This is a genomic window from Vibrio sp. ED002 (assembly GCF_023277445.1).
In the GTDB taxonomy this organism is placed as follows: domain Bacteria; phylum Pseudomonadota; class Gammaproteobacteria; order Enterobacterales; family Vibrionaceae; genus Vibrio; species Vibrio jasicida.
In genome coordinates this window covers 390,549-414,951 of record NZ_CP080239.1, presented here as the reverse complement: position 1 = coordinate 414,951, position 24,403 = coordinate 390,549, and the positions used below count along the sequence as shown (strand labels likewise).

The following is a 24,403-nucleotide window of genomic DNA, read 5'->3' as shown; positions in this document are numbered from 1 at the left end:
AAAATATTGTTTGTTTTATCCAATTATGAATAATGCATACTACTAACACTAAATGATTAGAAATACATAAGGGGGGCAATACTGAACCAAGCGGTGAAGTTAGCATAATTGACTTTATAATTTCAAATACAAAAACCAATAATCAAATATCGCTCTTAAATTCAGAATGAATGCCATCCCAATTAAAAGCCACCACTGAGATTATGATTATAATCGCACTAAAGACTGTTTAATTTAAATGACTAAGTAATACTAAAGTAGATACCAACCACTATAATCCACATTAAAATAAAGGTCATTAGTCGAAAGTAGTCAACATAGAGAATATAAAAACAATAACTCTGAATAGATAAATTACAAATAAGATAATAACAAACAGGTTTTAAACAAGAGGTAAAAGGATAGATTTATTAAAACCATTAAAAACAAAGACTCTGTTTATTGATAGTACAAAATCAAACAAAGTGGATATAAATATAACCACCCAAGTTCGTTATATTTAATAATATTAACAACGGTGGAGTTACCTAAGGAAGAGAGCAACGTTAAGAAAATAAAAAAGGCTACCCTTGGGTAACCTCACATTTTTATTCGTTAATGCATCAATATCAAACTAATTCGCCTGCACCTTGAATAGAACGTTCACTGTTCTCGACAAGGAAAACCGTAGCAGTTTGCTTTAACGTCTCCCACTCGGCATCTTCGACAGCAATACCCTCGTCCCAAGATTGCTTTTGTGCACGGCTCAGTTCTTCCCCTTCTATGTGGATGGAGTACCCTTGTGAGCTTACTTCGATATCAAAATCATTGACGGAGAGCTCAATTGTCATGCTGTGGTAATCCGTACTGTGATCTTCCACTTGGTCAGAGAAAAAAACCTCTGGTGCAATATGCCCTCGGTTAAGTACATACAAGGTGCGTTTTGGGCTAGTCCCGTTTACCCATTGAGCACGACAGGCAATCCCCTTTGCTGAAAGCCTTGCGAGCTCACTGTATGCTAACCATCGATTGTGACATTGTTTGAGTGTAATGGTGACCGATTTCGTGTTAATCATTTTCTCAAGTGCAAAGTCCAACACTGCAGGCAGATGACATGCGACGCTACCATTATGCAATTCGATTTCGATGCTTGAATCCGTATTTCCTGTAATAGTCACTGCACAATCGGAGTCCAAATTAAGGAATAAACTCGCGTTGTTAAAGTGACGAACACCATTCAAACCAACCATCTGTAAATCGGCAACCATATTGGCAATCACATCGGCTTCACCACAATGGCGACGCATACCAAGAAAGGCTTTGTTTACTGCTGCTACCAGCTCGTTATGCGAGACGATCATAATGCAAAACCTCCACTGATTTTTTGATTGTCACCTTGCGCGATTTCTTCACGCTCGGGCATGATGGGAAAGATCCATGTATCGTTATAAGCTGGGTCACGAACCTCATCCAAGAGCGGCGCGCCTTGGAAGAAGGTTACGCGCACCCATCGGTCTGAACGCGGGTCAAACTTGGTCGCGCCAAACACAGCTAGCTTGCAGCGTAGCAAATGCATTGGCAGCGCATCTTCTCGCAGCACATTCATTTGGATGTCGCCCATTTCACGGTTACCAAGGGTCCATACTCGTCGTGTAATCGCTCGGTATTGCGGATTTTGCAATAAGAATTCCGCAAGTGATGTTTCAGGCAGACATTTCAACAATGCATGGTAGTAGCGACTAACTTGTCGACCTATATCCAGTGGCAGCTCTCGCTCTTCACCAATCTCCTCACCTCGAACTCCCATTCGCGGCTCTTCTTTATCTTGTGAACGATACCAAAACCAATAGTTATTTTCTGACAGTGTGTAATCGGCATCAATAGACCAACGATATTTGCTTTCTAGCACCTGAAGAACATCTTGAACACACTTCCCACCCGGAATCGACAAAGATTCATCGGTATTCATTTGGTTCTCAAATTCATCCACCAAAGACGGGTACAGCTCGATCAAACATGATGTTAGGATTTCTTGGGCTTCCAAACTCATTGTTGTCGTTTGTTCGATCAAGCCTCCCCAATTGATGTGATTCGAAATCAAAGCATTTAGATTAATTTGTAACGCTTTAATGTCTTCTATCGCTTTATAATTCAATTGGTCTTGATGTTGATTGATGGTAATCACTTGCTCTAAGTGGCGCTGCGCTTTTGCCAATAACGCGTTTAGTGGCGATTCTTGCTGAGTCTCGCAAGGCATCGCAAACACTTGAGCAATGGCACGTTCGCGCGACGTCATCCATTGGTCAACGATACAAGGATGGTTAATAAGGTATGGTGCCATGCCCAGTCCTGTTGCGTTCCCCACACCAAGATAGCGTTGTAACCCACGATGTAGTGCGATGGCATTATCGCCACCCTGTTGTTGCGCTAAGTAATGAACCCAATCTAGGCTGAACTCACGCAATAGATACACTGCACACATTTGCGCACTGAACGACTGATTGAAATCGGGATTGTTCTCAAGCAACTTGAAATCTGCAATACCAAACTTACCATTTCCATACACCGCGGTCGTACGTAGGATGTACCCTACTTCCGCCAGTTCTTTCGGCTCGGGTTGTTGGCCTTTAGATAACGCCGCAACAATATGTTCAAACACGCGTACGCTCTTATTCGCTCGCGCTAAAACTAGTACATTATTTGGATTTCGCCCGGCTTCCTGCAAAGGAACATTAGCTCTTAACTGCTCTAAAAGTTCGACATTTACGTCGCCTTTCACTAACGCGAATGTCACGTCCCATTTCTCTGCAATGACTCGGTCATTACGCTCTTCATCGGCAATTTCATCGCAGAAGACAACCAAATGATAAACGTATTCTGGCGTCGCCAGTTTGTAGATCACATGGCCAAACCCTCTAGGGCAAAGTTGCCATTCATGCTTGTTGACTTGCCACTCTTGGCTCGCCATTTTACGAATCAGGCTTCGTACAAAGCTAATTCGGTTTTGGTGCATAGCCCCTAGCCTTTCTGGCGCCATGACAATAGCAGCGTCGCGTAGTGTTGTTTCAGTGTAAGTAGAACGATGTGCATCCATTTTGCTCACCACCTATTTTTTATTGTAAGAATATAGACTTATGCGGATGCAGGAGGAATCACCCGCACAAGCTCCACGTTATTGTTTATCAGTTATGGGTTATCGCTTTTTAGCGACTTATAACCCTTGTTCTTTTGCCATCTTGATAGCAATTTGTGGCGCGTTCCAAAGTGATGGCAGCAAAATAAGCGACACAGGAACTGCCGTAATGACAATGAAAGATTGCAAGGCAGAGATACCGCCAGACCCCAGCGAAATCAAAATCAATGCGGTCACACCCATCGCCACACCCCAGAAAGTACGAATGATGGCATTCGGTTCCGTTTCCCCACTGATGACGACGCTGATGGTATATGTCATCGAGTCACCCGTCGTTACGATAAAGATGGTGGTAAGAATCAAGAACAAGATAGAAATCAGCATCGGCATTGGCAGTTGTTGTGTTACCGCAAGCAATGCCCCAGGTAAGTTAAAGCCTTCAAACGCGGCACTGACACTACCAGGGTTTGCGATCTCAAACGCTAGGCCAGAGCCACCGACAATGGTGAACCAGAAACACGTCGTAAGCGGCGCGATGATACTGATGGTCGTAATCAATTGACGAATACTTCGACCGCGGGAAATGCGTGCGATAAAGATCGCCATCATTGGCCCATAGCCTAAGAACCATCCCCAGAAGAACACTGTCCACCAGCTCAACCAACCTTCATCACCACGGTAGGTCGCCATTGGGATAAAGTTGTCCAACATACTACCTACACCTTGAATATAAGCATTAAAGATGAAATCTGTCGGACCGAATATCAGGATGTAAACCATCAACGCCATTGCCAATATTACGTTGTATCGGCTAAGCATTTGCATACCACGATTCAGACCACTTAATGCTGAAACGGTGTAAAGTACGATGGCAAACAAAATGATGATCAATTGCGTGGTAAAGCCATCTGGGATATCAAATAGCACATTTAACGCGTAGCTAACCTGCAAACCTAAGAAGCCGATTGGACCAATCGTCCCTGCCGCTACAGCAATGATGCAGCACGCATCAATCAAAGCACCTGTTTGGCCTTTCAGTGCGCGTTCACCCAATATTGGGTAAAGTAAGATACGAGGTTTAAGCGGCAAGCCTTTATCGTAGTGAAGGTGCATCACCACGATAGACGTCAAGCTGCCAACAATTGCCCACGCTAAGAATCCCCAGTGCATGAAAGACTGTGATAAGGCATTCACCGCACCTTGCTGTGGATTTTCTTGTGGGCCATACAATGGCGGCGGACTCACGTAATGCGCAATTGGCTCTGCAGCTGCCCAAAAGACACCACCACCCGCTAGTAAGGTACAAAAGATGATTGCCATCCAGCGGAAGCCGTCCATTTCAGGCTTGGTCGTTCCACCTAACATCACCTTGCCTGTTCGCCCTGCTGCCAAACCAAGACCAATAAGAAAAGTGAGAAGAAGCAGTAATTGCCAATATGGACCGAAGACTTTTACCGACCACGCGAATCCAGTATTAACCAGTGTTGAAAGGAGTTCTCCATCATACAGTGCGATGGCAACGAACAGGGCAATAAAGCCGCCGCTATACCAAAGTGCGGGATTACTAAGCCCCAACTTATCAGGTGAGTTTTCTTTTGCTGTTGTGTCGTTGTGATTTGCTTGAGACTTCTTTGATGGCACGCTCATCGTTGAAGCTTTCACGCTATTGGTTAAATCAGACATACTCTGACTCCAGAGGTTCATTGCAGCTGCCATTGAACGGCTACAAACAGTGACTTTCACACCCGCCTATTATTGTTTTTTAACGGGCTATTCCTTGTTTAGTTGGGTTAGCTCTCTCTTGCCTCCAGACCTTCTGTGAGGAAGTTGAACCAGTTTTCACCCAGAATTTTTTCTGCCTCGGATTCAGTAAATCCGTGGCGCATTAAGCCGTTGTAAATGTTTTCCATGCCTTTGCTGCCGCTGAACCATGGCAACGCATCTGGCCAACCAGAGTTGTTTGCTGAGCCTTCGCCATAATCCATAGCTTTCGACCAACGACCGTTGCGCATCCACTCAAGCACTTGCTGTGGTTGGTTTAAACAAAGATCACTGCCGATACCTAAATGATCCACACCGAACAGGTCAGCAGTTTTCGCGACCATTTGGCAGAAATCTTCAAGTGTGCACTGGCTACCATTTGGTAAGTGGAATGGGTACAAACTAAAGCCAATCAAACCACCTCGTTCGGTGAGTGCTTTGATGACGGTATTCGATTTGTTGCGCAGCGCGTCGTGAGCAAAGGTTGGATTCGCGTGGCTGATACAAATTGGGCGAGAAGAAAGGTCTATCGCTTCCAACGTTGAGCGCTCTGCACTGTGGGACATGTCGATGATCATACCGACACGATTCATCTCTTCGATGGCTTGTTTACCAAAACGCGTGACACCAGAGTCGTTCTGCTCATAACATCCTGTCGCCAGCAAGCTTTGGTTGTTATAGGTCAACTGCATAATCAGCAAACCTTGGCGACGCATGACTTCTATTAAGCCGATTTCATCGTCAATTGGGGAGCAATTCTGCGCACCAAAAAAGACGCCAACCTTACCCTCTACCTTTGCTTTCTCGACGTCAGCCATCGAGTAAATAGGCATAATCAGGTCTGCATTTTGTTCGAATCTCAGGTTCCATTCGGCAAAGCGAGTTAAGGTTTCTCGTGCGTTTTCGTGATAAACGATCGTTGCATGTACAGCCGTAATGCCGCTCGCCTTCAGCGTTTGGAAGTATTCTCGATCCCAATTGCAGTACTGCAATCCGTCAATCACAATCCGTTGTTGGTACATAACCACTCCTTAAACGTTAATGAGCCTTTAAGGTTAGGCAGCGGAATGCTCGGCTGCCCTATTTCATTTAGTAAGGACGTTGATAAGCGGTTTTCACCACGGTGTAGAACTCTTTTGCGTATTGACCTTGCTCGCGTGGACCAAAGCTCGACTCTTTACGACCACCAAACGGCACGTGGTAATCCGTTCCTGCGGTTGGTAGGTTGACCATCACACAGCCAGTTTGTACCTGCTGTTTGAAGATGGCGCTGTTACGAAGGCTTTGTGTGATGATGCCGCCCGTCAAACCAAAGCGAGTATCGTTCGCTACTGCAATAGCTTCATCCAAATCAGAGACTCGAATCACACTTGCCATTGGCGCGAACACTTCTTCTTGGTTCACTTCCCAACTGTTTTGCGTATTGAGGAAAAGGGTTGGCGACATGTAGAAACCATCATGTGCTAAGTTCAAGCGCTCGCCACCGAACGCTAACTCCGCACCACTTTGGCGTGCTTTCTCAATCCATTCGAAGTTGGCATTCAATTGGTTTCCATCCACAACGGGTCCCATGAACACACCGTCTTCTAAAGCGTGACCGACTTTAAGCTCACTCATTCGTTTGATCAGTGCTTCAACGTAGGCATCGTGAATGCCATCCATGACGACAAGACGAGATGACGCGGTACACTTCTGACCTGCACCAGAGAAAGAGCCTGCAATGGTTGCTTCAACTGCGATTTGAATGTCTGCATCGTCGGCAACCACAAGTGCGTTCTTGCTGCCCATTTCTAACTGACAGCGGACAAAATTCGGTGCCGTTGCTGCCGCTACTTTACGTCCGGTATCAACAGAGCCAGTAAAGCTCACACCATTTACGTCTTTCGAGTTGATAAGCGTGTTACCTACTTGCGAGCCACTGCCCAACACAAGGTTGAATGTGCCTGCAGGTAAGCCTTGACGATGGATAATCTCAGTCAGTGCAACCGCACTTGCTGGCGTTAAGTTCGCAGGCTTCCAAATGACGCTGTTGCCGAAAGCAAGCGCTGGCGCGATTTTCCATGCAGCCGTAGCGGTTGGGAAATTCCAAGGAGAGATAATGGCGATAACGCCAACGGCTTCGCGAGTTACCTCAACGGAAACGCCTGGACGGACGGAAGCCGCGTTATCGCCAATTTGACGCAGCACTTCAGCCGCAAAATATTGGAAGAATTGACCAGCACGGTAGATCTCACCGCGACCTTCTGCAAAGGCTTACCTTCTTCACGAGAAAGCAACGTACCAAGTTCATCACAACGGGCAATCAACTCATCACCGATTGCTTGCAATACCGCTTGTTTACGCTCAATTGGCGTTTTTTCCCACTCTGGCTGCGCAACTTTGGCGGCTTGAATAGCTTGCTCTACTTGCGCTCCACTCGCCTGTGCAAAGTGACCTAAATTTTCACTGATGTCTGAAGGGTTAATGTTGGCAATCGTATCAACGCCCGATTGCCATTCGCCTGCAATATAGAGGGATTTTTCTGCTTGAACATTATTGATAAAAGTCATTGTTCTGTCCTTGTTCTTCCTGACGTCCAGTGGTCTTCCACCAGTTCATTAATCTGACTTACAAAACCAACTAAGTATTGGCTCTGTGCTTTTATAATTTACTCGGGCTGGCTCGCCGATGCGTACACCACAAATTCCACCAACATTTCTTCGCGAGCTAATCCTGCTACCACCATCGCGGCACGGTTTGGAAAAGGCGCCTCAAAATACTCCGCGTACACTTGGTTAACCGTTTTGAGATATTCACGATCAGTCACGTAAATCAGTACTTGTAAAACGGAGTCTAACGATTCACCCGCGCACTCTAAAGTATGGACGAGGTTATTGAAGGTTTGGCGTGTTTGCGCTTCGATACCACCCTCTACAACAGCACCTGTATCATCAATCGGAATTTGTGCCGTGTATAAGGTGCCATTGTTAACGATGGCCCACTCGAGTGGTGCTTTAGAAGCAAACAATGCGGTTTTGACTGGGTATTTTTTCGTAAAAGTATTCACGTGCCTTTCAACCTTTGTAACAACCTTGTTTCAAGATAGTTAAATACTGCACATTGACAGGCGATAAATCGAACGGTAAATTTTTTACATTTGATAAGAAAAATCTATCACCTTATTAAGACTAAGGTAAATAAAGGGATTGCAGAGGTTTCGCCATGAGTATCAAGCTTCAACAATTAAAGCATTTTGTGATGGTGGTCGAGGAAGGTGGTTTTCGAGCGGCATCACATAGAGCGAACCGCTCGCAAGCGGCGCTGTCAACGTCGATCAAAGAACTGGAAAAAAACCTAGGGCAAACGCTGTTTGAAACGGGCAACAAATCCAAGCTCACTCCCTTCGGTGAAATCTGTTTACCTAAAATTATTCAATTTCTCAACATCTACAGTGCATTGGATAATGACTTGAAAGCCGCCGCCGCGGGCCAACAAGGTCGGGTACGCATCGCTAGCGTTCCCTCCGTTGCGGCTAAATTGATTCCAAGTGTTCTAGGCGCGTTTTGCGAGCAGTACCCAAACGTTGAAGTCAGCTTGATTGATGATAACGCCGCTGGCGTCGAAGCCCGTTTGTTATCAGGCGAAGTCGATTTAGCGTTAGGTAACCCATCACATTTAGACGAAGGCGGCATCGAGTTTACCCCATTAATCTCTGACCCCATTGGCGTGGTGTGTTTGAAGGATAACCCTATCGCTCAGCATCCAGAAGGAATCGAGTGGCAAACGCTGTTAGAACAACCTTTTATTCGAAACGGAACTTGCACCCTACTCGATCCCACGCCTGCGCGCGCACTAAGTGAACAAGCTTTGTATTCTGTTGAAAACATCACGTCTTTATTCTCAGTTCTTGAGCTTGGTATTGGTGTCACCACCTTGCCCAAATTAGCGTTCCCGACCAACGAAACTCGACTGGTTTGGATTCCACTTATCGATCCACCTTTAGAAAGACAAGTTGGCATCTTTACTCTGACGGATAGAACCATCTCCCCTCAGGCAAAAGCGTTTCATGATTTGTGCATTCATTACTTGAACTACCAAGAAGAAGTCGAAACTGCGTAAGCATAAAAAATCCCCTGACACGTTAATCATCAGGGGCTTTTTAAAATTTCATGCGTCAAAACACGTTACTTTCTGCGCTTGTAAACCACGCAGAAGTTGCCACGCTTGGTGCGACACTTAGAGCAACGTTCGCAGTCCACTTCGGCGCGGTTACCGTCTTTCCAGCGCTTGATCAATTGTGGCTCTGCCAATAACGGGCGAGAAAGCGCGAAGAACTGAATCTTGGTATTTTCAGCCAAGTTTTCAATCGCGCAGAAGTCGTTTAAGCCACCTACGGTAATTACCGGTACGTTCACATCTTGGCTGATCACTTGACCGTATTCATGGAAGTAGCCTTCTTCTTGTAGCGTGTAACCGTCGAACGAATCACCTACCATGGTACTTGCGTTGCCGTGAATGTTACCCGATACGATGATCGCATCCACGCCCACTTCTTCTAGCTTCTTACAAACAATGCGCGTTTCATCGAACGTCAAACCGCCATCGAAGAACTCTGTGGCTGTCAGCTTCACTAGAATTGGGAAGTCATCACCAACTAGCTTACGTGTTTCGGCATAGATCTCCATAAGGAAACGCATACGGTTCTCAAGGCTGCCGCCGTATTGGTCTTCACGACGGTTGTAGTATGGGCTTAAGAACTGGTTAATCAAGTATGTGTGCGCCGCGTGGATTTCTACACCATCAAAGCCAGAATCTTGTGCACGCTTGCTCGCTAGCGCAAATGCTTTAACGATGTAGTCGATCTCATCTTGAGTCATCGCTTTGCCTTCAGTTTTGGTGCCGCGCTCTGGCACTTCACTTGGAGCAAAAATCACACGCTCGCCAACGTTGAAGGTCGTTTTTGTGCCACCGTAAGCGATCTGCATAACGATCTTAGAGTCATGTTCGTGGACAAGGTCAGTCAGCTTTTTATATTCATCGATGAAAGAGTCGTTGTAGATCCCCATCATGCCTGCGTTCGGCTTCTCTTCTTCTACGATGTTTGCGTAGCCAGTAACGATCAGCCCCACTTCACCTTTGGCAAGTTCTTCATAAATGTCGTACAACTTCTCGGTCATGTGACCGTCTTCTGTCGCCATATTTTCCCACGTTGCACTACGTACAAAGCGGTTCTTTAGTGTCATGTTGCCAATGCGGGCTTCTGAAAACAAAATGCTCAAGTCCAGTCCTCTTAAAATCTGTCTTTTTAGATACATCACTACCGAGCAGGAACGAAAAAGGAACAGCGATACACAAAGCATGGCTGTTCCTTCTCTGAATTTCTGTTCAGTGCGATGAGCGACGCGAACCTTACCGCCGAAACTGCGGCAAAACTTTAATCTGGATTAAGGTTTGGTGAGATAAATAGGTAAGCGAACAAACTCTATTCTACCTCTTCGTGTTCTTTTACTGAGCATTCTGGTTGCATGATTTTCCCTTTGTTGAATGAGACTTCACAGTCGACAAGGACACTCCCACTTTGCAAATAAAAATAATCCAATAAAAAAAACAGCTTAGTGCCTCGTTTTCCGTAATCTTCGACAAAAACGCCTGCAGAGTCAGTAAAAGCTAAAACCTCTTTATCTAATAGAATCGAGTTTATCTTCTTGGAGTCATTAAGCGTATAACTGGGTGTATCAATGGTATCTATCTCAATTAAGGGATTTACTTCCATATTGTGAATCGCAATCCTCACTAACTGCTCATTTACTCGATAGCTACTTACAGAACTTAAAGATGCAGGGAGTACAGCGTAAACACTATAAGGAATCAAAAAAACGATGCACATCAAGATACTTTTCAAATTAGTCATATGAATCACCTTAAGGCTATTGTAGGAACTTAGCTCTAGCCTCAAATCTATCTTGAGGCACACTCTGCCAATTAGCACGGTTACTCATAACTTCTTTGAATGCTTTAATATCATTCCTTACCACAATAGGCTGAATTAATACTCTCGTTAAAGGACTGTAATCACCTCTAAATTTTAAATCAACAAGAACTTCTTTTATTTTCTCATCTAAATTATCCCAATCTGTGACTCCGTAGCGATTAACTACATCTAACTTTTTACAAATTCTAATGACTTCTGATTTTTCATAATCATAACTAATTTTAAATAGCTTAATTTGAGCATCGGTTGTTAGCTCAAAATCTAATAAATCATTATCGATTATGAAGCTTCGCGCTTGAGCGCCTTTTAAACCTCTAGCTTTGAGTAGTATTGTGATTCTCTCTTGATTGACCCCAGAAAATGCAAGGTCACGACGAATTGTTGTGATTGATTTGAGCTTCAAATCATAACCTCTTCCTAGTGTAAGCCCTGAGTTTTCACTTGGTACATGTAGTTTTCTACTATGAAACCTACCTCCCTCATTACCTTCCGAGTTCCAAGTTAACGCTCCTTCTTTCGGTGGACTAATTGACTTAACCGTAAACGTAGTAGCTAAGACTTCTTTAAGAGCTTTAAAAGTATTCCCATTGAGTATGACACTTTCATTTAATAGCTGTTTATGTTGGGTGGATTTCTTAAATTCAAGCAGCGATTTTGATGTTTTTTCGTCAAACACTCCAGTTATGTTGATGATAGGTAGACCCTTTTTACGATTGAAAACATTTAGAAGGGCTTGGATTTTCCTTACATCACTACTTTTGTTAGCTCTATTTTTTCCTACTGACTTCTCTATTATTAATAGCACTTTATATTGCCTAGTCGAAATATGATAAAACTCATTTATGAACAAACATGTTAAACGTAACCAATTTAACTAGGCTGTACTTAGTAAGAAAATTTAGGCATTACTTTTTCGATACTAGCTCAATAAAAATGCAATATATATGTTTATCATAAAAAGCAAATCACGTAGATACGCTCTTTAATGAATAAACGGCAGTGGAATCAACTCTAAACCAAGCACGCCACTGATGCTCATTACGACCAATAACGACACCTTAAACACCGCTTTGGACCATTGGATGTAGTTGTTGTAATTCACTTTTTGGAATGTCACCCGTGTCCACATAAAGCACACCGCTGCCGAGACCGCTAAATACTCGTAACCAGCTTCACCCAACATAAACAACCCAATAGCAACCACCCCAAAAGCCACCACATACGCTTTCATATGTTGATGTGCTTTGGTAATGCCCTCTTTAACGGGAAGAACAGGAATGCCTGCATCGCGGTAATCTTGCATTCGGAACATCGCAATCGCGTAAGAGTGCGGCATCTGCCAAAGACAAAACATGATGAAGAGTAAAATCGCTTCTAAGCTGATGTAGTTCGTCACAGCAAGGTAGCCCACCAACGGAGGAACCGCGCCAGAAATGCTGCCGACTAAGGTGCCGTAGACTGAATTTCGCTTGTACCACATGGTGTAGAAGAAGACGTAAAACACGTAACCCAAGAGTACAACCACAGCCGAGAGCGGATTCACCAATTGGAACAATAACGCTGTGCCATTCAACAACAATACCAAAGCGTAAACAAATGCCGCGTCGATGTTGATGTTTCCCATCACCAATTCACGGTTTTGCGTGCGCTTCATTTTTTGGTCGATATCGCGGTCGAAGATGTTGTTCACCACGCATCCTGATGCAATCACAAGCCCGACGCCAACTAACGTTGTTAGCAACAACAGAAAGTTAGCGGGTTCTGATTTTGCGGCGAGGAAGAACCCCGCCGCAACAGAAATCAGGTTGCCGAAAATGATGCCCGGTTTAGTAATAGACAAATAACTTTTCAGCATACCCTAGCCTACAACTTCATGTTGACGTTCATGTTGTAGATGATCCAGATCGAGCCAGCGATCAGAATCAACACAACAATGGCGGTAAACATCAGTGACACCACGTTCCACTGACCTTCTGACGTTTTCACTTCCATGTGCAAGAAGTACTTAAAGTGCACAAAGATCTGCACAATCGCACAACCAAATAACACGGCATAAGTCGCGGTATCTGGAAGCACTTGCGCCCACACACAGTAGAAAGGAATCACGGTCAGGATCAGAGACGCAATAAAGCCTTTTACGTAATCAGAGGCACCTGTATCTAGATGTTGTTCCATTACATAACCCCCAATAAGTAAACGATGGTGAATACACAAATCCAAACGATGTCTAGGAAGTGCCAGAACAAGCTCAAGCACTGGAATCGCATCGACATGTTATCGTTCAAGCCTTTGGTGGACAGTTGGTGGTAGCACACAGCTAGCCAGATCAAACCAAAGGTTACGTGCAGACCGTGTGTTCCAACCAAAGTGAAGAACGCAGATAGGAATGCACTTTCTTGTGGACCGTAGCCTTCAACAATCAGGTGATGGAACTCGTACACTTCCATCCCGATAAAGCCAGCGCCAAGTAAGAAGGTCACTTTTAACCAACGTTTTAAACCTGCAACGTCTTTGCGCTTCATCGCAATCATGCCGAAGCCAAACGTGATACTGCTGAACAGCAGCAACATGGTTTCTACAAACACGAACGGTAGTTCGAAAATGTCTTTACCGGTTGGACCCGCAATAGATCCGCTTTCTAGTACTGCGTAAGTCGCGAACAAAGTCGCAAACAATACACAGTCACTCATTAGGTAAATCCAGAAACCAAACAGCTTAATGCCTGCAGAATCATGGTGATGATCGTGGTCGTGAACCGCAACATTAGCTTGCATAGGTCACCTCCAGATCGTCTTTCTTATCGTTGTCTGTCACTTCGTTTTTCTTCGCTTCTTCAAGTTGAGCCCGACGCTCCGCCTCAATCGCTTTGATTTCTTCTACTTCAACGTAGTAATCCACGTCGTCGTTGTAGCTGTGTTGGATACACGTCACGATGATGCCAACAAAGCTTGCTGCTGCTAGCCACCAGATGTACCAAATCATCGCGAAGCCAAATACCAATGCCCATGCAGAAACATAAATACCTGTTGGTGTGTTCTTCGGCATGTGAATGCGTTCGTATTCCACTTCTTTGGTTGGATCGAATTCACCACTCTGCTTTTGGTACCAGAACGCGTCTAGCACATCACCTTTTGGTAGGTGTGCAAAGTTGTAGAACGGCGGTGGTGAGGACGTCGCCCACTCAAAGGTACGACCGCCCCATGGGTCACCCGTTAGGTCGCGGTTTTGCTCGCGGTCACGAACACTCACGTAAATTTGGATGAACTGACAAGCCACGCCAAGCGCAATCACTGCCGTACCCGCTGCAGCAACTGCTAACAGTGGGAAGTACTCTGGGTTAAGATCTTGGCTTAGACGACGCGTCATGCCCATAAAGCCCAGTGCATAAAGCGGTAGGAACGCCATTAAGAAGCCAACAATCCAGCAAATGAATGCACGTTTTCCCCATGTTTCGTTCATGGTGAAACCTGTCGCTTTCGGGAACCAGTATGTGATTGCCGCGAAACAACCGAATACCACACCACCGATGATTACGTTATGGAAGTGCGCAATCAGGAACACTGAGTTGTGCAGAACAAAGTCCGCGCCCGGTACTGCCATTAGTACGCCCGTCATACCACCTACAGAGAAGGTAATTAGGAAGCCAACCGTCCACATCATCGGAGTGGTAAAGCGGATTCGGCCTTTGTACATGGTGAATAACCAGTTGAAGATCTTCACCCCGGTCGGGATAGAGATAATCATGGTGGCGATGCCGAAGAACGCATTCACATTCGCACCTGAGCCCATGGTGAAGAAGTGATGCAGCCAAACGACGAACGCCAAAATCGTAATTACGATGGTCGCCCATACTAGTGAGGTGTAACCAAACAGCTTCTTGCGTGAGAAGGTTGCCGTTACCTCAGAGAACACACCAAAAATAGGCAAGATCAGGATGTACACTTCTGGGTGACCCCATGCCCAAATCAGGTTGACGTACATCATTACGTTGCCGCCAAGATCATTGGTGAAGAAGTGCGTACCGATGTAGCGATCCAGTGTTAGTAGCGCGATCGTTACAGTTAGGATTGGGAATGAAATGATGATTAGGATGTTGGCACACAGGGACGCCCACGTGAACACTGGCATCTTCATCATTGGCATAGACGGTGTACGCATGCGCAAGATGGTTGCGAAGAAGTTCACGCCCGTCAGCGTGGTGCCGACACCGGATATTTGCAGTGCCCATATCCAATAATCCACCCCAACTCCGGGGCTTGCTTCGATACCAGACAGTGGCGGATACGCCAACCAACCAGTACGGCCAAACTCACCCAAGCCAAGTGACATATTGGTTAGGATCACACCCACAACAAACAACCAGAAACTCAGGTTGTTTAAGTAAGGGAATGCCACATCACGCGCTCCAATTTGCAGCGGTACAATGATGTTCATCAAACCAATCACCAACGGCATTGCCACGAAGAAAATCATGATTACGCCATGGGCAGTAAAGATTTGATCGTAGTGATGTGGTGGTAGATAACCGGTCTCACCTGCCGCAGAAAGCAGCTGTTGGCTACGCATCATGACCGCATCAGCAAAGCCACGAACCAACATCACCATTGCCACAGCGATGTACATAAAGCCTAGTTTTTTGTGGTCTACCGAAGTAAACCATTCATTCCATAAGTATTGCCACTTACCCGCTTTGGTTATCGCCGCAACGACAGCCAAACCAACGATCGCGATCACCGCTAGAGTGACGACAATAATCGGCTCGTGATAAGGGATTGATTCAAGTGTTAATCTTCCAAACATTGCGATTATCCTAGATTTTCCGGCAAACAGTTCATTGAACCCGGATGCTGGGTCACGACGTCGGTGAACAAAAATGGTGGAATACTAGAGAACATCTTCACAGGCTCCGCCACCGTTGGTGATGCAAGCGCACGGAATTGCTCCCAGTCTTCGATTCGATCAGGGCTGGCTTTCACTTGCTGTACCCAATTCAGGAATGCAGTGCGATCTTCCATTGCCGCTGCGGTAAATTTCATTTGCGAGAAACCCTTACCGCTGTAGTTAGAAGCAAAGCCTTTATAATCCCCTGTGTGGTTTGCAATCAGATTCAACTTGGTCACCATACCTGGCATCGCGTAAATCTGAGTACCGAGACGCGGGATAAAGAACGCGTTCATGATGTTGTCTGAGGTCAGTTTGAACTGAACCGGAACATCTTTCGGAAACGCCACATAGTTCACTGTCGCAATGTTCTCTTCTGGGTAGATGAACAGCCATTTCCAGTCGAGTGACACCACCTCAATGGTGATGGGTTTGACGTCACTTGCGATGGGCTTGGATGGCTCTAACTCGTGAGTAGAACGCCAAGTGATGGTTGCCAGAATCGCGATGATGATGATTGGAATCGTCCACACCACCACTTCGATCTTGGTCGAGTGCGACCAATCCGGAGCGTATTCTTCATCCGTGTTGGATTCTCGGTAGCGATAAGCGAAATAGATTGTCATTAGAATCACAGGGATCACGACAATCAGCATCAGTAAAAGCGCTGTAATGATCAGTTCCTTTTCCTGAACGCCAATACTACCTTTCGGGTCAAGTAGAGCAGAGTTACACCCTGCGAGCATAAGGATGGTCGCCACCAAACTTATCCTCGATAAGATGCGTGTATATCTTGAAGCTTCCATTAACTTTCTCGATGGTTAGCCAACAACAGAGCAAGCCCTGCGATTGGTTGTCTTGGTCATTAGAATATTTTTGTGTTGAGCTTGTGCAGCAATGGACTTCTTGGTGGGAGATATCAAGTTGCTTGATGGTTAAAACCACACTCACAACGTGAGTTTATTGTTACACTTTGAAATACATTGTTACATTCGAGCGCATTATGCGGAGGGAAAAAGGAAAGCTCATTAGCCACAGATGGAAACTAACGTTCCATTTATGAAAGCTTATATTGATATAGGAATAGCAAAACAGGTGCACAACATTAACGTACTACAGCGCATATTCTTTTCTTTACAGTAACTTAAGCAACGCAAACGAGAAGAGTAATCAGTTGCGTATTCGGCGCGAGAGTGTGAGCTACATTAGAAAGTGCGAATTAAGGAAAGCGTGACCAGCATCATAGTTATGAATTCACATACTATTTACATGGCATTTCAAATTTCAATCACTGACAACGACATGACATTTACGAGATCTATGTTTTAGCAAGTAACGGGGAAACCGCCCACTGAACTGTTAACTCAATTTAACACTAAGTAGCGACGTCTTTAGCTTGAGAACATTTCATTCTGTACAATTAAATTTGTGAGTTCATTCGAGATAAAGAAGCTCTGATTTTTGTAAAGTTCTTCAGTTGATTATGCTTTTCAAAATAATCAACTAAACACATATAAATATGAAAGATAACCTCCCCTATCACATTCCTACATCAACTAATGAACAACTCAAGTTTCTAGCGAAAATTACAGATATTCCAGCAAACCTGACACAAAATGGTGGAGTCAAAGAAGTAGAAGCCATAGCCAGTGTAATCTTGTACCGGCATATGAATAGGCATCAACGTATCGAAGCAATGACATTAATTAGGTCTGTGTCCAATCGCGCGTTGATGGGAACATTGATAACTAAAGTACTTGATACAACTTACGTCAATCCCCAATGGGGAGTATGGTCATTATCAACAAATGAACTCGAATCTGACATAAATTTTCATACTGCTATCTCTGACTACGCTGGCTATATCGGAGTTGGAGCATCGGCGTTAAGTGGAAAAGATCTCGTGAAAGAGGTTTGGTCTTTGAAGAAACTGGGAAGAAGGCACTGGTTGCTGCTAGTCATCTGGGGCTCGGTTTATTTCAATAGTAGAGAACTGAATAAGGCAAAAAAAGAACTAAATCGACGCCAAACCACTAATCACTCAAGGCTGTACTAATGTATAAAAACCTTATAGTTACGACAGTTTATTACACCATAGTTTTTTCCTTTGTTGTTTGGTTCTGGTCTGACGCAGACGACTCGACTAAAACTGGTTTGTTTTATTTCGTGTTCGGAATAGCATTCTTTCAAAGTGCTTATTACACACACAAAATTGAGACACTCAAAAACAAGAAAGAGCCGTAGTCGGCTCTTTCTTCACATTCTCATTCCGCCATCCACTTCGAGCACTCGCCCTGTGAAGTAGTCGTTTTCAAGAATGTATTTCACAGCATGAGCAATCTCACTCGTCTCCCCCATCCTACCGACGGGTATCATCTTTTGCAGCCGGTCTATGGCTTCTAGTTTCATTTGATCTGCCATTGCCGTTTTGACGACACCGGGCGCAATAGCCGCAGAGCGAATGCCATATCTGGCGAGTTCTCTTGCCCATGTTGTTGCCATGGTTGCGACGGCAGCTTTCGATGCAGAGTAATTGGTTTGTCCAATATTGCCTGCTCTCGCCACGCTGGAGATGTTAATGATGGCCCCCTTCGAGCCACTCTCGATCATTTTGACTGCCGCTTCTCGACCACACAAAAAGGTGCCCGTGACATTGACGTTCATCACTAGGTTGAACTGCTCAAGCGACATCTTGGTGATTTCGCCGTCTTTGGCTTTGACTAACAATCCATCTCGTAAGACGCCTGCGTTATTAACTAAGCCGTTTAGCTGCCCAAAGTCTTGAAGAATCTCATTAAAGGTATCCTCCACTTCAGATTCATTGGTCACATCAAGTCGATAGGTCAATGCTTTGGCACTGAGCATGCGGCATTGTTCTTGGGTATTCAAAAGTCCCATTTCGTTAACATCAAGCAATGCTAAATCTGCGCCCGCTTGAGCAAGGCTGACCGCCATCATCTGCCCTAACCCTTGCCCCGCACCTGTGATTGCAATGACACTGTTTTTTAAATCCATATCTGTACTCCATTACTGGATAACTTCCATGCTTAAACGCCTGATAGGGAATCTTGCTTTTAGCCCTTCTGGTTCTTATAGAATTCAAACAAGCTTGAGAAATCGAGTTCTGCATGACCTGCCGCGTTATGGAATGCATAAAGGTTACGAGCCAAAGAGCCCATCGGAACAGAAGAGTGGGTTTGCAGCGCCGCATCCAAGCCTAAGCCAAGATCTTTGAGCATCAACTTGCTCATAAAGCCGGGATTATATTGATTACTCGCTGGCGCAGAATCCATCACACCGGGGCATGGGTTATAGAGCTCCAGCGCCCAGTTTCGACCAGAGCTTTGCAGCATGATATTGGATAAGACTTTCGGGTCGAGACCATGATCAATGCCGAGATTGAGCGCCTCACAGGTTCCCGACATCAAGATACCCAACATGAGGTTATTACAGATTTTTGCCATCTGACCGTCGCCCGCTTTACCAGCGTGGAACACGTTCTTACCCATGTATTGCAAGATCGCATTGGCTTTGGAGAACGCCTCATCCGAGCCACCAACAATAAAGGTCAGCGTTGCTGCTTTTGCGCCTGCTACACCACCAGAGACGGGAGAATCGACAAACAACAATCGTTTGTTCTGAGCTTCGTTCGCCACCAAGCGTGCGGAATCTGGATCGATGGTCGAACAGTCAATCAGCAATGCGTTGTCCTGCACAATATTGAGCAGACCGACACCACCGTGTAAATCCCCCAAATACACCGCACGCACGTGTGCACCTGCTGGTAGCATGGTGATGACGGTTCCTGCGCCATCTACGGCTTCTTCTAACGTACCGGCAACCACCGCGCCAAACGGTTCAAGTTGCTTCGCCGCGTTCACATCCACATCGAACACTTGCACGTGAAACCCTGACGCCAATAGGTTTTGTGCCATTGGACTACCCATGTTGCCCAAGCCAATAAATGCAATGGTACTCATGTTGTTTCTCCTTATTTTCCTAGCTGTGCAAGTGGATGTTCCTCTTTTGACCAAAGAGAAGTGAACAAGTTATCGATGACGCTTTCATCGACTTCACTGACGCTGTTAAACATCCATTTTGGATTGCCATCTTTATCAACTAATCGAGAGCGCACGCCCTCTTCAAACTCACCGAGTAATGCGCTACGAACTGACAAGGTTAGCTCTAGACGGAAACAATCCGCCAATGACAAGCGGTGGTACTCTTTGACTTGTCTAAAACAGATATGTGCGGTGATCGGACTGCCCGCAACAAATGATTTTTGTGCGTTCTCAAGCCATTGAGTCTCGCCTTCCATTGCTTGAATACGTTGGGCAATCTGATTTAAGTCATAGCCTTTGCAGGCTTCTTTAATTTGGTCGAGATAAGGGCAAATCTGAGTTGTCGGCTTACTGTCGATGACTTGATCTTCCATCAACTGAAGTAACGCACTGACAAGCGATTTGGCATCGGCTGAACCCCAGTCGACTTGCTTCAGCTCTTCTAACAGTGCCGGATATTGCTCTTCCAACAGCAACCATTCTGCCAGCCCTATAGTGACAGCGTCACTTGAATTCACCATTGCGCCAGTCAAACCAAGGAACAAACCTACCTCTGGGTCGATTTGACTTAAGAACCAAGTGCCACCCACGTCCGGGTAAAGCCCGATATTGATCTCTGGCATCGCAAGACGAGATTTAGGGGTGACGACTCGATGACTGGTGCCCATAAACAAGCCCATGCCACCGCCCATCACAATACCCTCTCCCCAGCCAATGATTGGCTTTTGGTAGGTATGAATCAGGTAGTCGCATTCGTACTCAAGCGAGAAGTAATTAGAACAGAACTCTGCGGTCTCTTCTTTGCTTTTCTCGTGCATGACGTGGTACATGGTTCGTACATCGCCCCCTGCACAAAACGATTTTTCACCCGCTCCATTGAGGATGACACACACCAAATCAGGGTCATCTTGCCATTCGATAAGTTGGTCGTTGAGTTCTGCCAACATGTCGTAAGTCAACGCATTCAAAGAAGCCGTGTTGTCTAACGTCGCGATACCAATTCGGTGCACGCCGTCTAAGCAATCTATTTCGCTAATGGTTACTTTTCCTGTCATGCGACCTCCTATTGATTCTTCCAGTTGGGTTTACGTTTTTCTAAGAAGGCACGAACCCCCTCGGTTTGATCTTCGGTATCGAATAAGTTTAGAAACAGTTCTCGCTCTTTAATCAGACCATGTTTGAGTGGCGCTGAGCGCATGTTTTGGATAAGCGCTTTGCACGCGGTTACCGAAGGAGGCGATTGATTGGCAACCGATTCTGCAAGCTCAATGGCTTTATTAAGCGCTCCACCTTTTTCCACCACTTCTTCCGCTAAGCCAAGTTCTCGCGCTTGTGCTGCACCGACTTGTTCGCCGCACAATATGATGCGTTTCGCCCAACCTTCACCGACCAATGCGGTTAGGTTTTGCGTACCACCAGCACAAGGCAGTAAGCCCACTTTCGCCTCTGGTAGTGCCAGTACGGCTTGCTCTTCCACTACACGAATATCACACGCCAATGCGACTTCTAATCCGCCTCCCATGGCATAGCCGTTGATGGCTGCGATGGAAACCCCTCGAAATGCAGACAGCGTTTCAAAGGCTTCACCAAATATACGCGCCATCTCTAACGCAACCGCTTTATCGCCATCGGCAAACAACTTGAGGTCAGCTCCTGCAGAGAAAAACTTCTCTCCACTCCCTGAGAGCACTAGAGCATAAACGTCTTTGTTATCGTTTAGCGCCAGCACTAGCTCTTTCAACGCGGTTAAGCTTTGTGACGTCCAAGTATTGGCGGGCGGGTTGTTCATGGTCACCACCGCAACATGATTGCTGATGGTATGTTGAATCGCTTGTTGTTCTGTTAGTGACATATCTCTGAATCCTTTCTTGATGAAAATGACCTGAGCGTTATGAATAAAAGCAAAGCTTGTCGGCTGCACTTATAGCAGAGCCGACTCTTCTGCGAGCAATCGACGCGCGATGATCAACCGCATGATCTCGTTAGTACCTTCCAAAATTTGGTGTACTCGAACATCACGGAAATAGCGCTCCATTGGGTATTCTTTGATGTAACCGTAGCCACCGTAAAGCTGCAGCGCTTGGTCACAAACTTGAAAGCCAACATCGGTTGCAAAGCGTTTTGCCATGGCACAATAAGTCGTGGCGTCTGGGTCACCTCGGTCTAACTTGCTAGCGGCGTACCGTACCAGTTGGCGGGCAGCGACAAGCTCGGTTGCCATGTCTGCCAGTTTGAATTGCAATGCTTGGAATTGAGCTAGTGATTTACCGAACTGTTTACGTTCTTGCATGTACTGCGCCGCTTGATTCAACGCTTGCTGAGCCGTACCGACAGAACAGGTCGCAATGTTGATGCGTCCGCCATCCAAACCTTTCATGGCAAACACAAAACCTTGTCCTTCTTCCCCGAGCAGATGTGATACTGGAATAGAAACATTGTCGAAAGTCACCGCCCGTGTCGGCTGACTGTTCCAGCCCATTTTCGGCTCTTTACGTCCGTAGCTAATACCGTCTGCATCGGCGGGGACAACAAACGCAGATACGCCTTTCGCACCAGCATCGCCGGTTCTCGCCATCACGACTAAAACGTCGGTATCGCCTGCGCCAGAAATAAAGGTTTTGCCGCCGTTGAGTATGTAGTTATCACCTTGCTTGGTCGCAGAAGTCGTTAGAGACGCCGCATCCGAGCCTGCGTTTGGTTCGGTTAAACAGTAAGATCCAAGGAATTCACCCGTAATGAGTTTTGGGCAAAACGCGTCTTTTACTTCTTCGGTCGCAAAGCTCGCGACCATCCAAGTAACCATGTTATGAATGGTCATAAATGCAGTAGTCGATGTGCATCCCATCGAGAGTTGCTCGAAGATGATAGATGCATCTAAACGGCTTAAGCCCAAACCACCTTGTTCTTCTGGGGTGTAGAGGCTTAAGAAACCGAGTTCTCCTGCCTCTCGTAGGATGTCTCTCGGGAAGATTTGTTTCTCATCCCACTCTGCTGCCATTGGCGCTAAACGCTCTGCCGCAAACTGCTGAGCCGTGTCGGCAAACATACGTTGATCTTCGTTGAGTTCAAAATCCATATGAGCTCCTTACTTCGTTAGCGCAAGTTAATGGTGAGATTTGGACCGGTTGGGATATCGTCATCAAACCAACGAGCTGTCACGGTTTTGGTTTCGGTGTAGAAGCGCACCGCTTGTTTGCCGTAGGCGTGCAAATCACCGTAAAAGCTGCCTCGCCAACCTGTAAACGAGAAGAATGGCAAAGGCACAGGAATCGGCACATTCACACCTACCTGCCCTACTTGAATCTCATGTTGATACTTTCTCGCTGCGGCACCATTCGCAGTGAAGATGGAAGTGCCGTTGCCGTATGGGTTGCGATTCACGAGCTCTATCGCTTCTTGTAACGTGTCGACCTCAATACACACCAAAACAGGTCCGAAGACTTCTTGGGTGTAAATCGACATCTCGGTAGTGACGCCACTGAATAAGGTTGGACCGACCCAGTTACCCTCTGGGAAGCCTTCTACTTCACATTGGCTACCATCAAGTTCACACACCGCCCCTTGTTGTTTACCTTCTTCAATCAAACGGAGCACACGCTGTTTTGCTTGTGCGCTGATCAAAGGGCCATACGCGGCACTCTCGTCATCCCAAGCGCCAGGATGCACTTTCGCCATTTCCTGTTTTAAATCAGCAATCCACTCTTTCGAACTGCCTACAAACACAGCCACGGAGATCGCCATGCAACGTTGCCCTGCTGCACCAACCGAAGAGCCAACTAAGTTATTCACCACTTGGTTTTTGTTCGCATCTGGCATTACTACCATGTGGTTTTTCGCGCCAGCAAAGGCTTGAACACGTTTGAAGTTCTGTGTGCCTGTGGTGTAAATGTATTGCGCTACAGGAACAGAACCAACGAAAGAAACCGCTTGGATATCGGGATGCTTTAGCAGCAAGTCGACCTGCTCCTTACGACCGTGCACGATTTGCAGCACGCCTTTTGGTGCACCAGCTTCTTCGAACAGCTCAGCCAAGCGAATTGACGTGAGAGGCACTTGTTCAGAAGGTTTGAGGACAAAGGTATTCCCGCTCGCAATCGCGATTGGGAACATCCACAAAGGGATCATGGCAGGGAAGTTAAACGGCGTAATACCGCAGCACACCCCAAGCGGTTGAATCAGCGAGTAGCTGTCGATATCTGTAGCAACATTCTCGACGGTTTCTCCCATCATGTTGCTGGCGATATTGGCAGCTTGCTCGACCACTTCGATACCACGCCACACATCCCCTTTTGCATCCGCAAAGATCTTGCCTGTTTCATGAGAAAGTAGCGTCGCCAACTCATCATGATGTTCTTTAAGCAGATGTTGGTAGCGCAGCATTAAACGCGCACGCTCCGAAACAGCGACATCTTTCCAACAGGTAAAGGTGGCTTTTGCACTCTCAATGGCCGCGTGCATCTCTTCATCCGTTGCGCATGGCAAGCGCGCAATCACATCATTAGTGGCTGGGTTTGTCACTTCTACCCAATCCGTTGCTTGAGATTCACGAAACTCACCATCGATGAATAAGGGAACCGTGCGAGTCATAATCTAGTCCTTCTTTACGTTATTCGATAA

21 protein-coding genes and 1 pseudogene are annotated in these 24,403 nt (G+C 45.9%); 2 read left to right on the top strand and 20 right to left on the bottom strand.

What is annotated here, in order from left to right; translation table 11 throughout:
• Positions 1-608 precede the first annotated feature (608 nt).
• The 6 genes and pseudogenes from ITG12_RS18650 to ITG12_RS18625 form a co-directional block, all read right to left on the bottom strand.
• Positions 609-1,340: a DUF3726 domain-containing protein gene (locus ITG12_RS18650; protein ID WP_248874708.1), complete on the bottom strand. Its 732-nt coding sequence runs from the start codon at positions 1,338-1,340 to the stop codon at positions 609-611.
• Positions 1,337-3,073, bottom strand: coding sequence for a hypothetical protein (locus ITG12_RS18645; protein ID WP_248874706.1), 1,737 nt, complete (start codon positions 3,071-3,073; stop codon positions 1,337-1,339). The genes ITG12_RS18650 and ITG12_RS18645 overlap by 4 nt, the downstream gene beginning before the upstream one ends.
• 117 nt (positions 3,074-3,190) lie before the next feature.
• Complete coding sequence (locus tag ITG12_RS18640; RefSeq protein WP_038866535.1) at positions 3,191-4,795, bottom strand: BCCT family transporter; 1,605 nt, start codon at positions 4,793-4,795, stop codon at positions 3,191-3,193.
• A 107-nt stretch (positions 4,796-4,902) separates the two neighbouring features.
• Positions 4,903-5,895, bottom strand: coding sequence for a membrane dipeptidase (locus tag ITG12_RS18635; protein WP_248874704.1), 993 nt, complete (start codon positions 5,893-5,895; stop codon positions 4,903-4,905).
• Between the two features lie 67 nt (positions 5,896-5,962).
• A pseudogene (locus ITG12_RS18630) lies at positions 5,963-7,422 on the bottom strand (aldehyde dehydrogenase family protein).
• 98 nt (positions 7,423-7,520) lie between these two features.
• Positions 7,521-7,919, bottom strand: coding sequence for a RidA family protein (locus ITG12_RS18625; protein ID WP_248874703.1), 399 nt, complete (start codon positions 7,917-7,919; stop codon positions 7,521-7,523).
• Between the two features lie 155 nt (positions 7,920-8,074).
• Here ITG12_RS18625 and ITG12_RS18620 point away from each other — a divergent pair, with 155 nt between their 5' ends.
• Entirely contained in the window at positions 8,075-8,971 is an 897-nt protein-coding gene (locus ITG12_RS18620; RefSeq protein ID WP_039975208.1) for a LysR family transcriptional regulator, read from the top strand.
• Positions 8,972-9,036: 65 nt separating this feature from the next.
• Here ITG12_RS18620 and ITG12_RS18615 read toward each other — a convergent pair whose 3' ends face one another.
• The 8 genes from ITG12_RS18615 to cyoA form a co-directional block, all read right to left on the bottom strand.
• Entirely contained in the window at positions 9,037-10,131 is a 1,095-nt protein-coding gene (locus ITG12_RS18615; RefSeq protein ID WP_248874700.1) for an NADH:flavin oxidoreductase, read from the bottom strand.
• A 203-nt stretch (positions 10,132-10,334) separates the two neighbouring features.
• The gene (locus ITG12_RS18610; protein WP_248874698.1) at positions 10,335-10,763 is read right to left on the bottom strand and encodes a hypothetical protein; all 429 of its coding nucleotides are present in this window, start codon (positions 10,761-10,763) and stop codon (positions 10,335-10,337) included.
• A 16-nt stretch (positions 10,764-10,779) separates the two neighbouring features.
• The gene (locus ITG12_RS18605) at positions 10,780-11,649 is read right to left on the bottom strand and encodes a hypothetical protein (protein ID WP_248874697.1); all 870 of its coding nucleotides are present in this window, start codon (positions 11,647-11,649) and stop codon (positions 10,780-10,782) included.
• 177 nt (positions 11,650-11,826) lie between these two features.
• Entirely contained in the window at positions 11,827-12,699 is an 873-nt protein-coding gene (gene cyoE, locus ITG12_RS18600; protein ID WP_005451612.1) for a heme o synthase, read from the bottom strand.
• 8 nt (positions 12,700-12,707) lie between these two features.
• Positions 12,708-13,019, bottom strand: coding sequence for a cytochrome o ubiquinol oxidase subunit IV (gene cyoD / locus ITG12_RS18595; RefSeq protein ID WP_005443825.1), 312 nt, complete (start codon positions 13,017-13,019; stop codon positions 12,708-12,710).
• A complete protein-coding gene (gene cyoC / locus ITG12_RS18590; RefSeq protein WP_005451611.1) occupies positions 13,019-13,618 on the bottom strand; it encodes a cytochrome o ubiquinol oxidase subunit III in 600 nt (199 codons plus the stop codon). The genes cyoD and cyoC overlap by 1 nt, the downstream gene beginning before the upstream one ends.
• Entirely contained in the window at positions 13,608-15,644 is a 2,037-nt protein-coding gene (gene cyoB, locus ITG12_RS18585) for a cytochrome o ubiquinol oxidase subunit I (protein WP_248874694.1), read from the bottom strand. The genes cyoC and cyoB overlap by 11 nt, the downstream gene beginning before the upstream one ends.
• A gap of 5 nt (positions 15,645-15,649) precedes the next feature.
• A complete protein-coding gene (gene cyoA, locus ITG12_RS18580; protein ID WP_080774367.1) occupies positions 15,650-16,531 on the bottom strand; it encodes a ubiquinol oxidase subunit II in 882 nt (293 codons plus the stop codon).
• Positions 16,532-17,244: 713 nt separating this feature from the next.
• Here cyoA and ITG12_RS18575 point away from each other — a divergent pair.
• On the top strand, positions 17,245-17,781 hold the full coding sequence (locus ITG12_RS18575; protein WP_038893656.1) for a hypothetical protein: 537 nt from the start codon (positions 17,245-17,247) through the stop codon (positions 17,779-17,781).
• 200 nt (positions 17,782-17,981) lie between these two features.
• Here ITG12_RS18575 and ITG12_RS18570 read toward each other — a convergent pair whose 3' ends face one another.
• From ITG12_RS18570 to ITG12_RS18545, 6 genes are all read right to left on the bottom strand, one after another.
• Positions 17,982-18,740, bottom strand: a complete 759-nt coding sequence (locus ITG12_RS18570; protein ID WP_248874692.1) for an SDR family oxidoreductase — start codon at positions 18,738-18,740, stop codon at positions 17,982-17,984.
• 59 nt (positions 18,741-18,799) lie between these two features.
• Positions 18,800-19,705 carry a 3-hydroxyisobutyrate dehydrogenase gene (mmsB, locus tag ITG12_RS18565; RefSeq protein WP_038877209.1) on the bottom strand — a complete coding sequence of 302 codons (906 nt, stop codon included), beginning with the start codon at positions 19,703-19,705 and terminating at the stop codon, positions 18,800-18,802.
• An 11-nt stretch (positions 19,706-19,716) separates the two neighbouring features.
• A complete protein-coding gene (locus tag ITG12_RS18560) occupies positions 19,717-20,841 on the bottom strand; it encodes an enoyl-CoA hydratase/isomerase family protein (RefSeq protein ID WP_248874690.1) in 1,125 nt (374 codons plus the stop codon).
• An 8-nt stretch (positions 20,842-20,849) separates the two neighbouring features.
• The gene (locus ITG12_RS18555; protein ID WP_038877213.1) at positions 20,850-21,638 is read right to left on the bottom strand and encodes an enoyl-CoA hydratase; all 789 of its coding nucleotides are present in this window, start codon (positions 21,636-21,638) and stop codon (positions 20,850-20,852) included.
• A gap of 69 nt (positions 21,639-21,707) precedes the next feature.
• Complete coding sequence (locus ITG12_RS18550) at positions 21,708-22,862, bottom strand: acyl-CoA dehydrogenase family protein (protein ID WP_038877215.1); 1,155 nt, start codon at positions 22,860-22,862, stop codon at positions 21,708-21,710.
• Positions 22,863-22,879: 17 nt separating this feature from the next.
• Positions 22,880-24,373, bottom strand: a complete 1,494-nt coding sequence (locus ITG12_RS18545; protein WP_248874689.1) for a CoA-acylating methylmalonate-semialdehyde dehydrogenase — start codon at positions 24,371-24,373, stop codon at positions 22,880-22,882.
• Positions 24,374-24,403 lie beyond the last annotated feature (30 nt).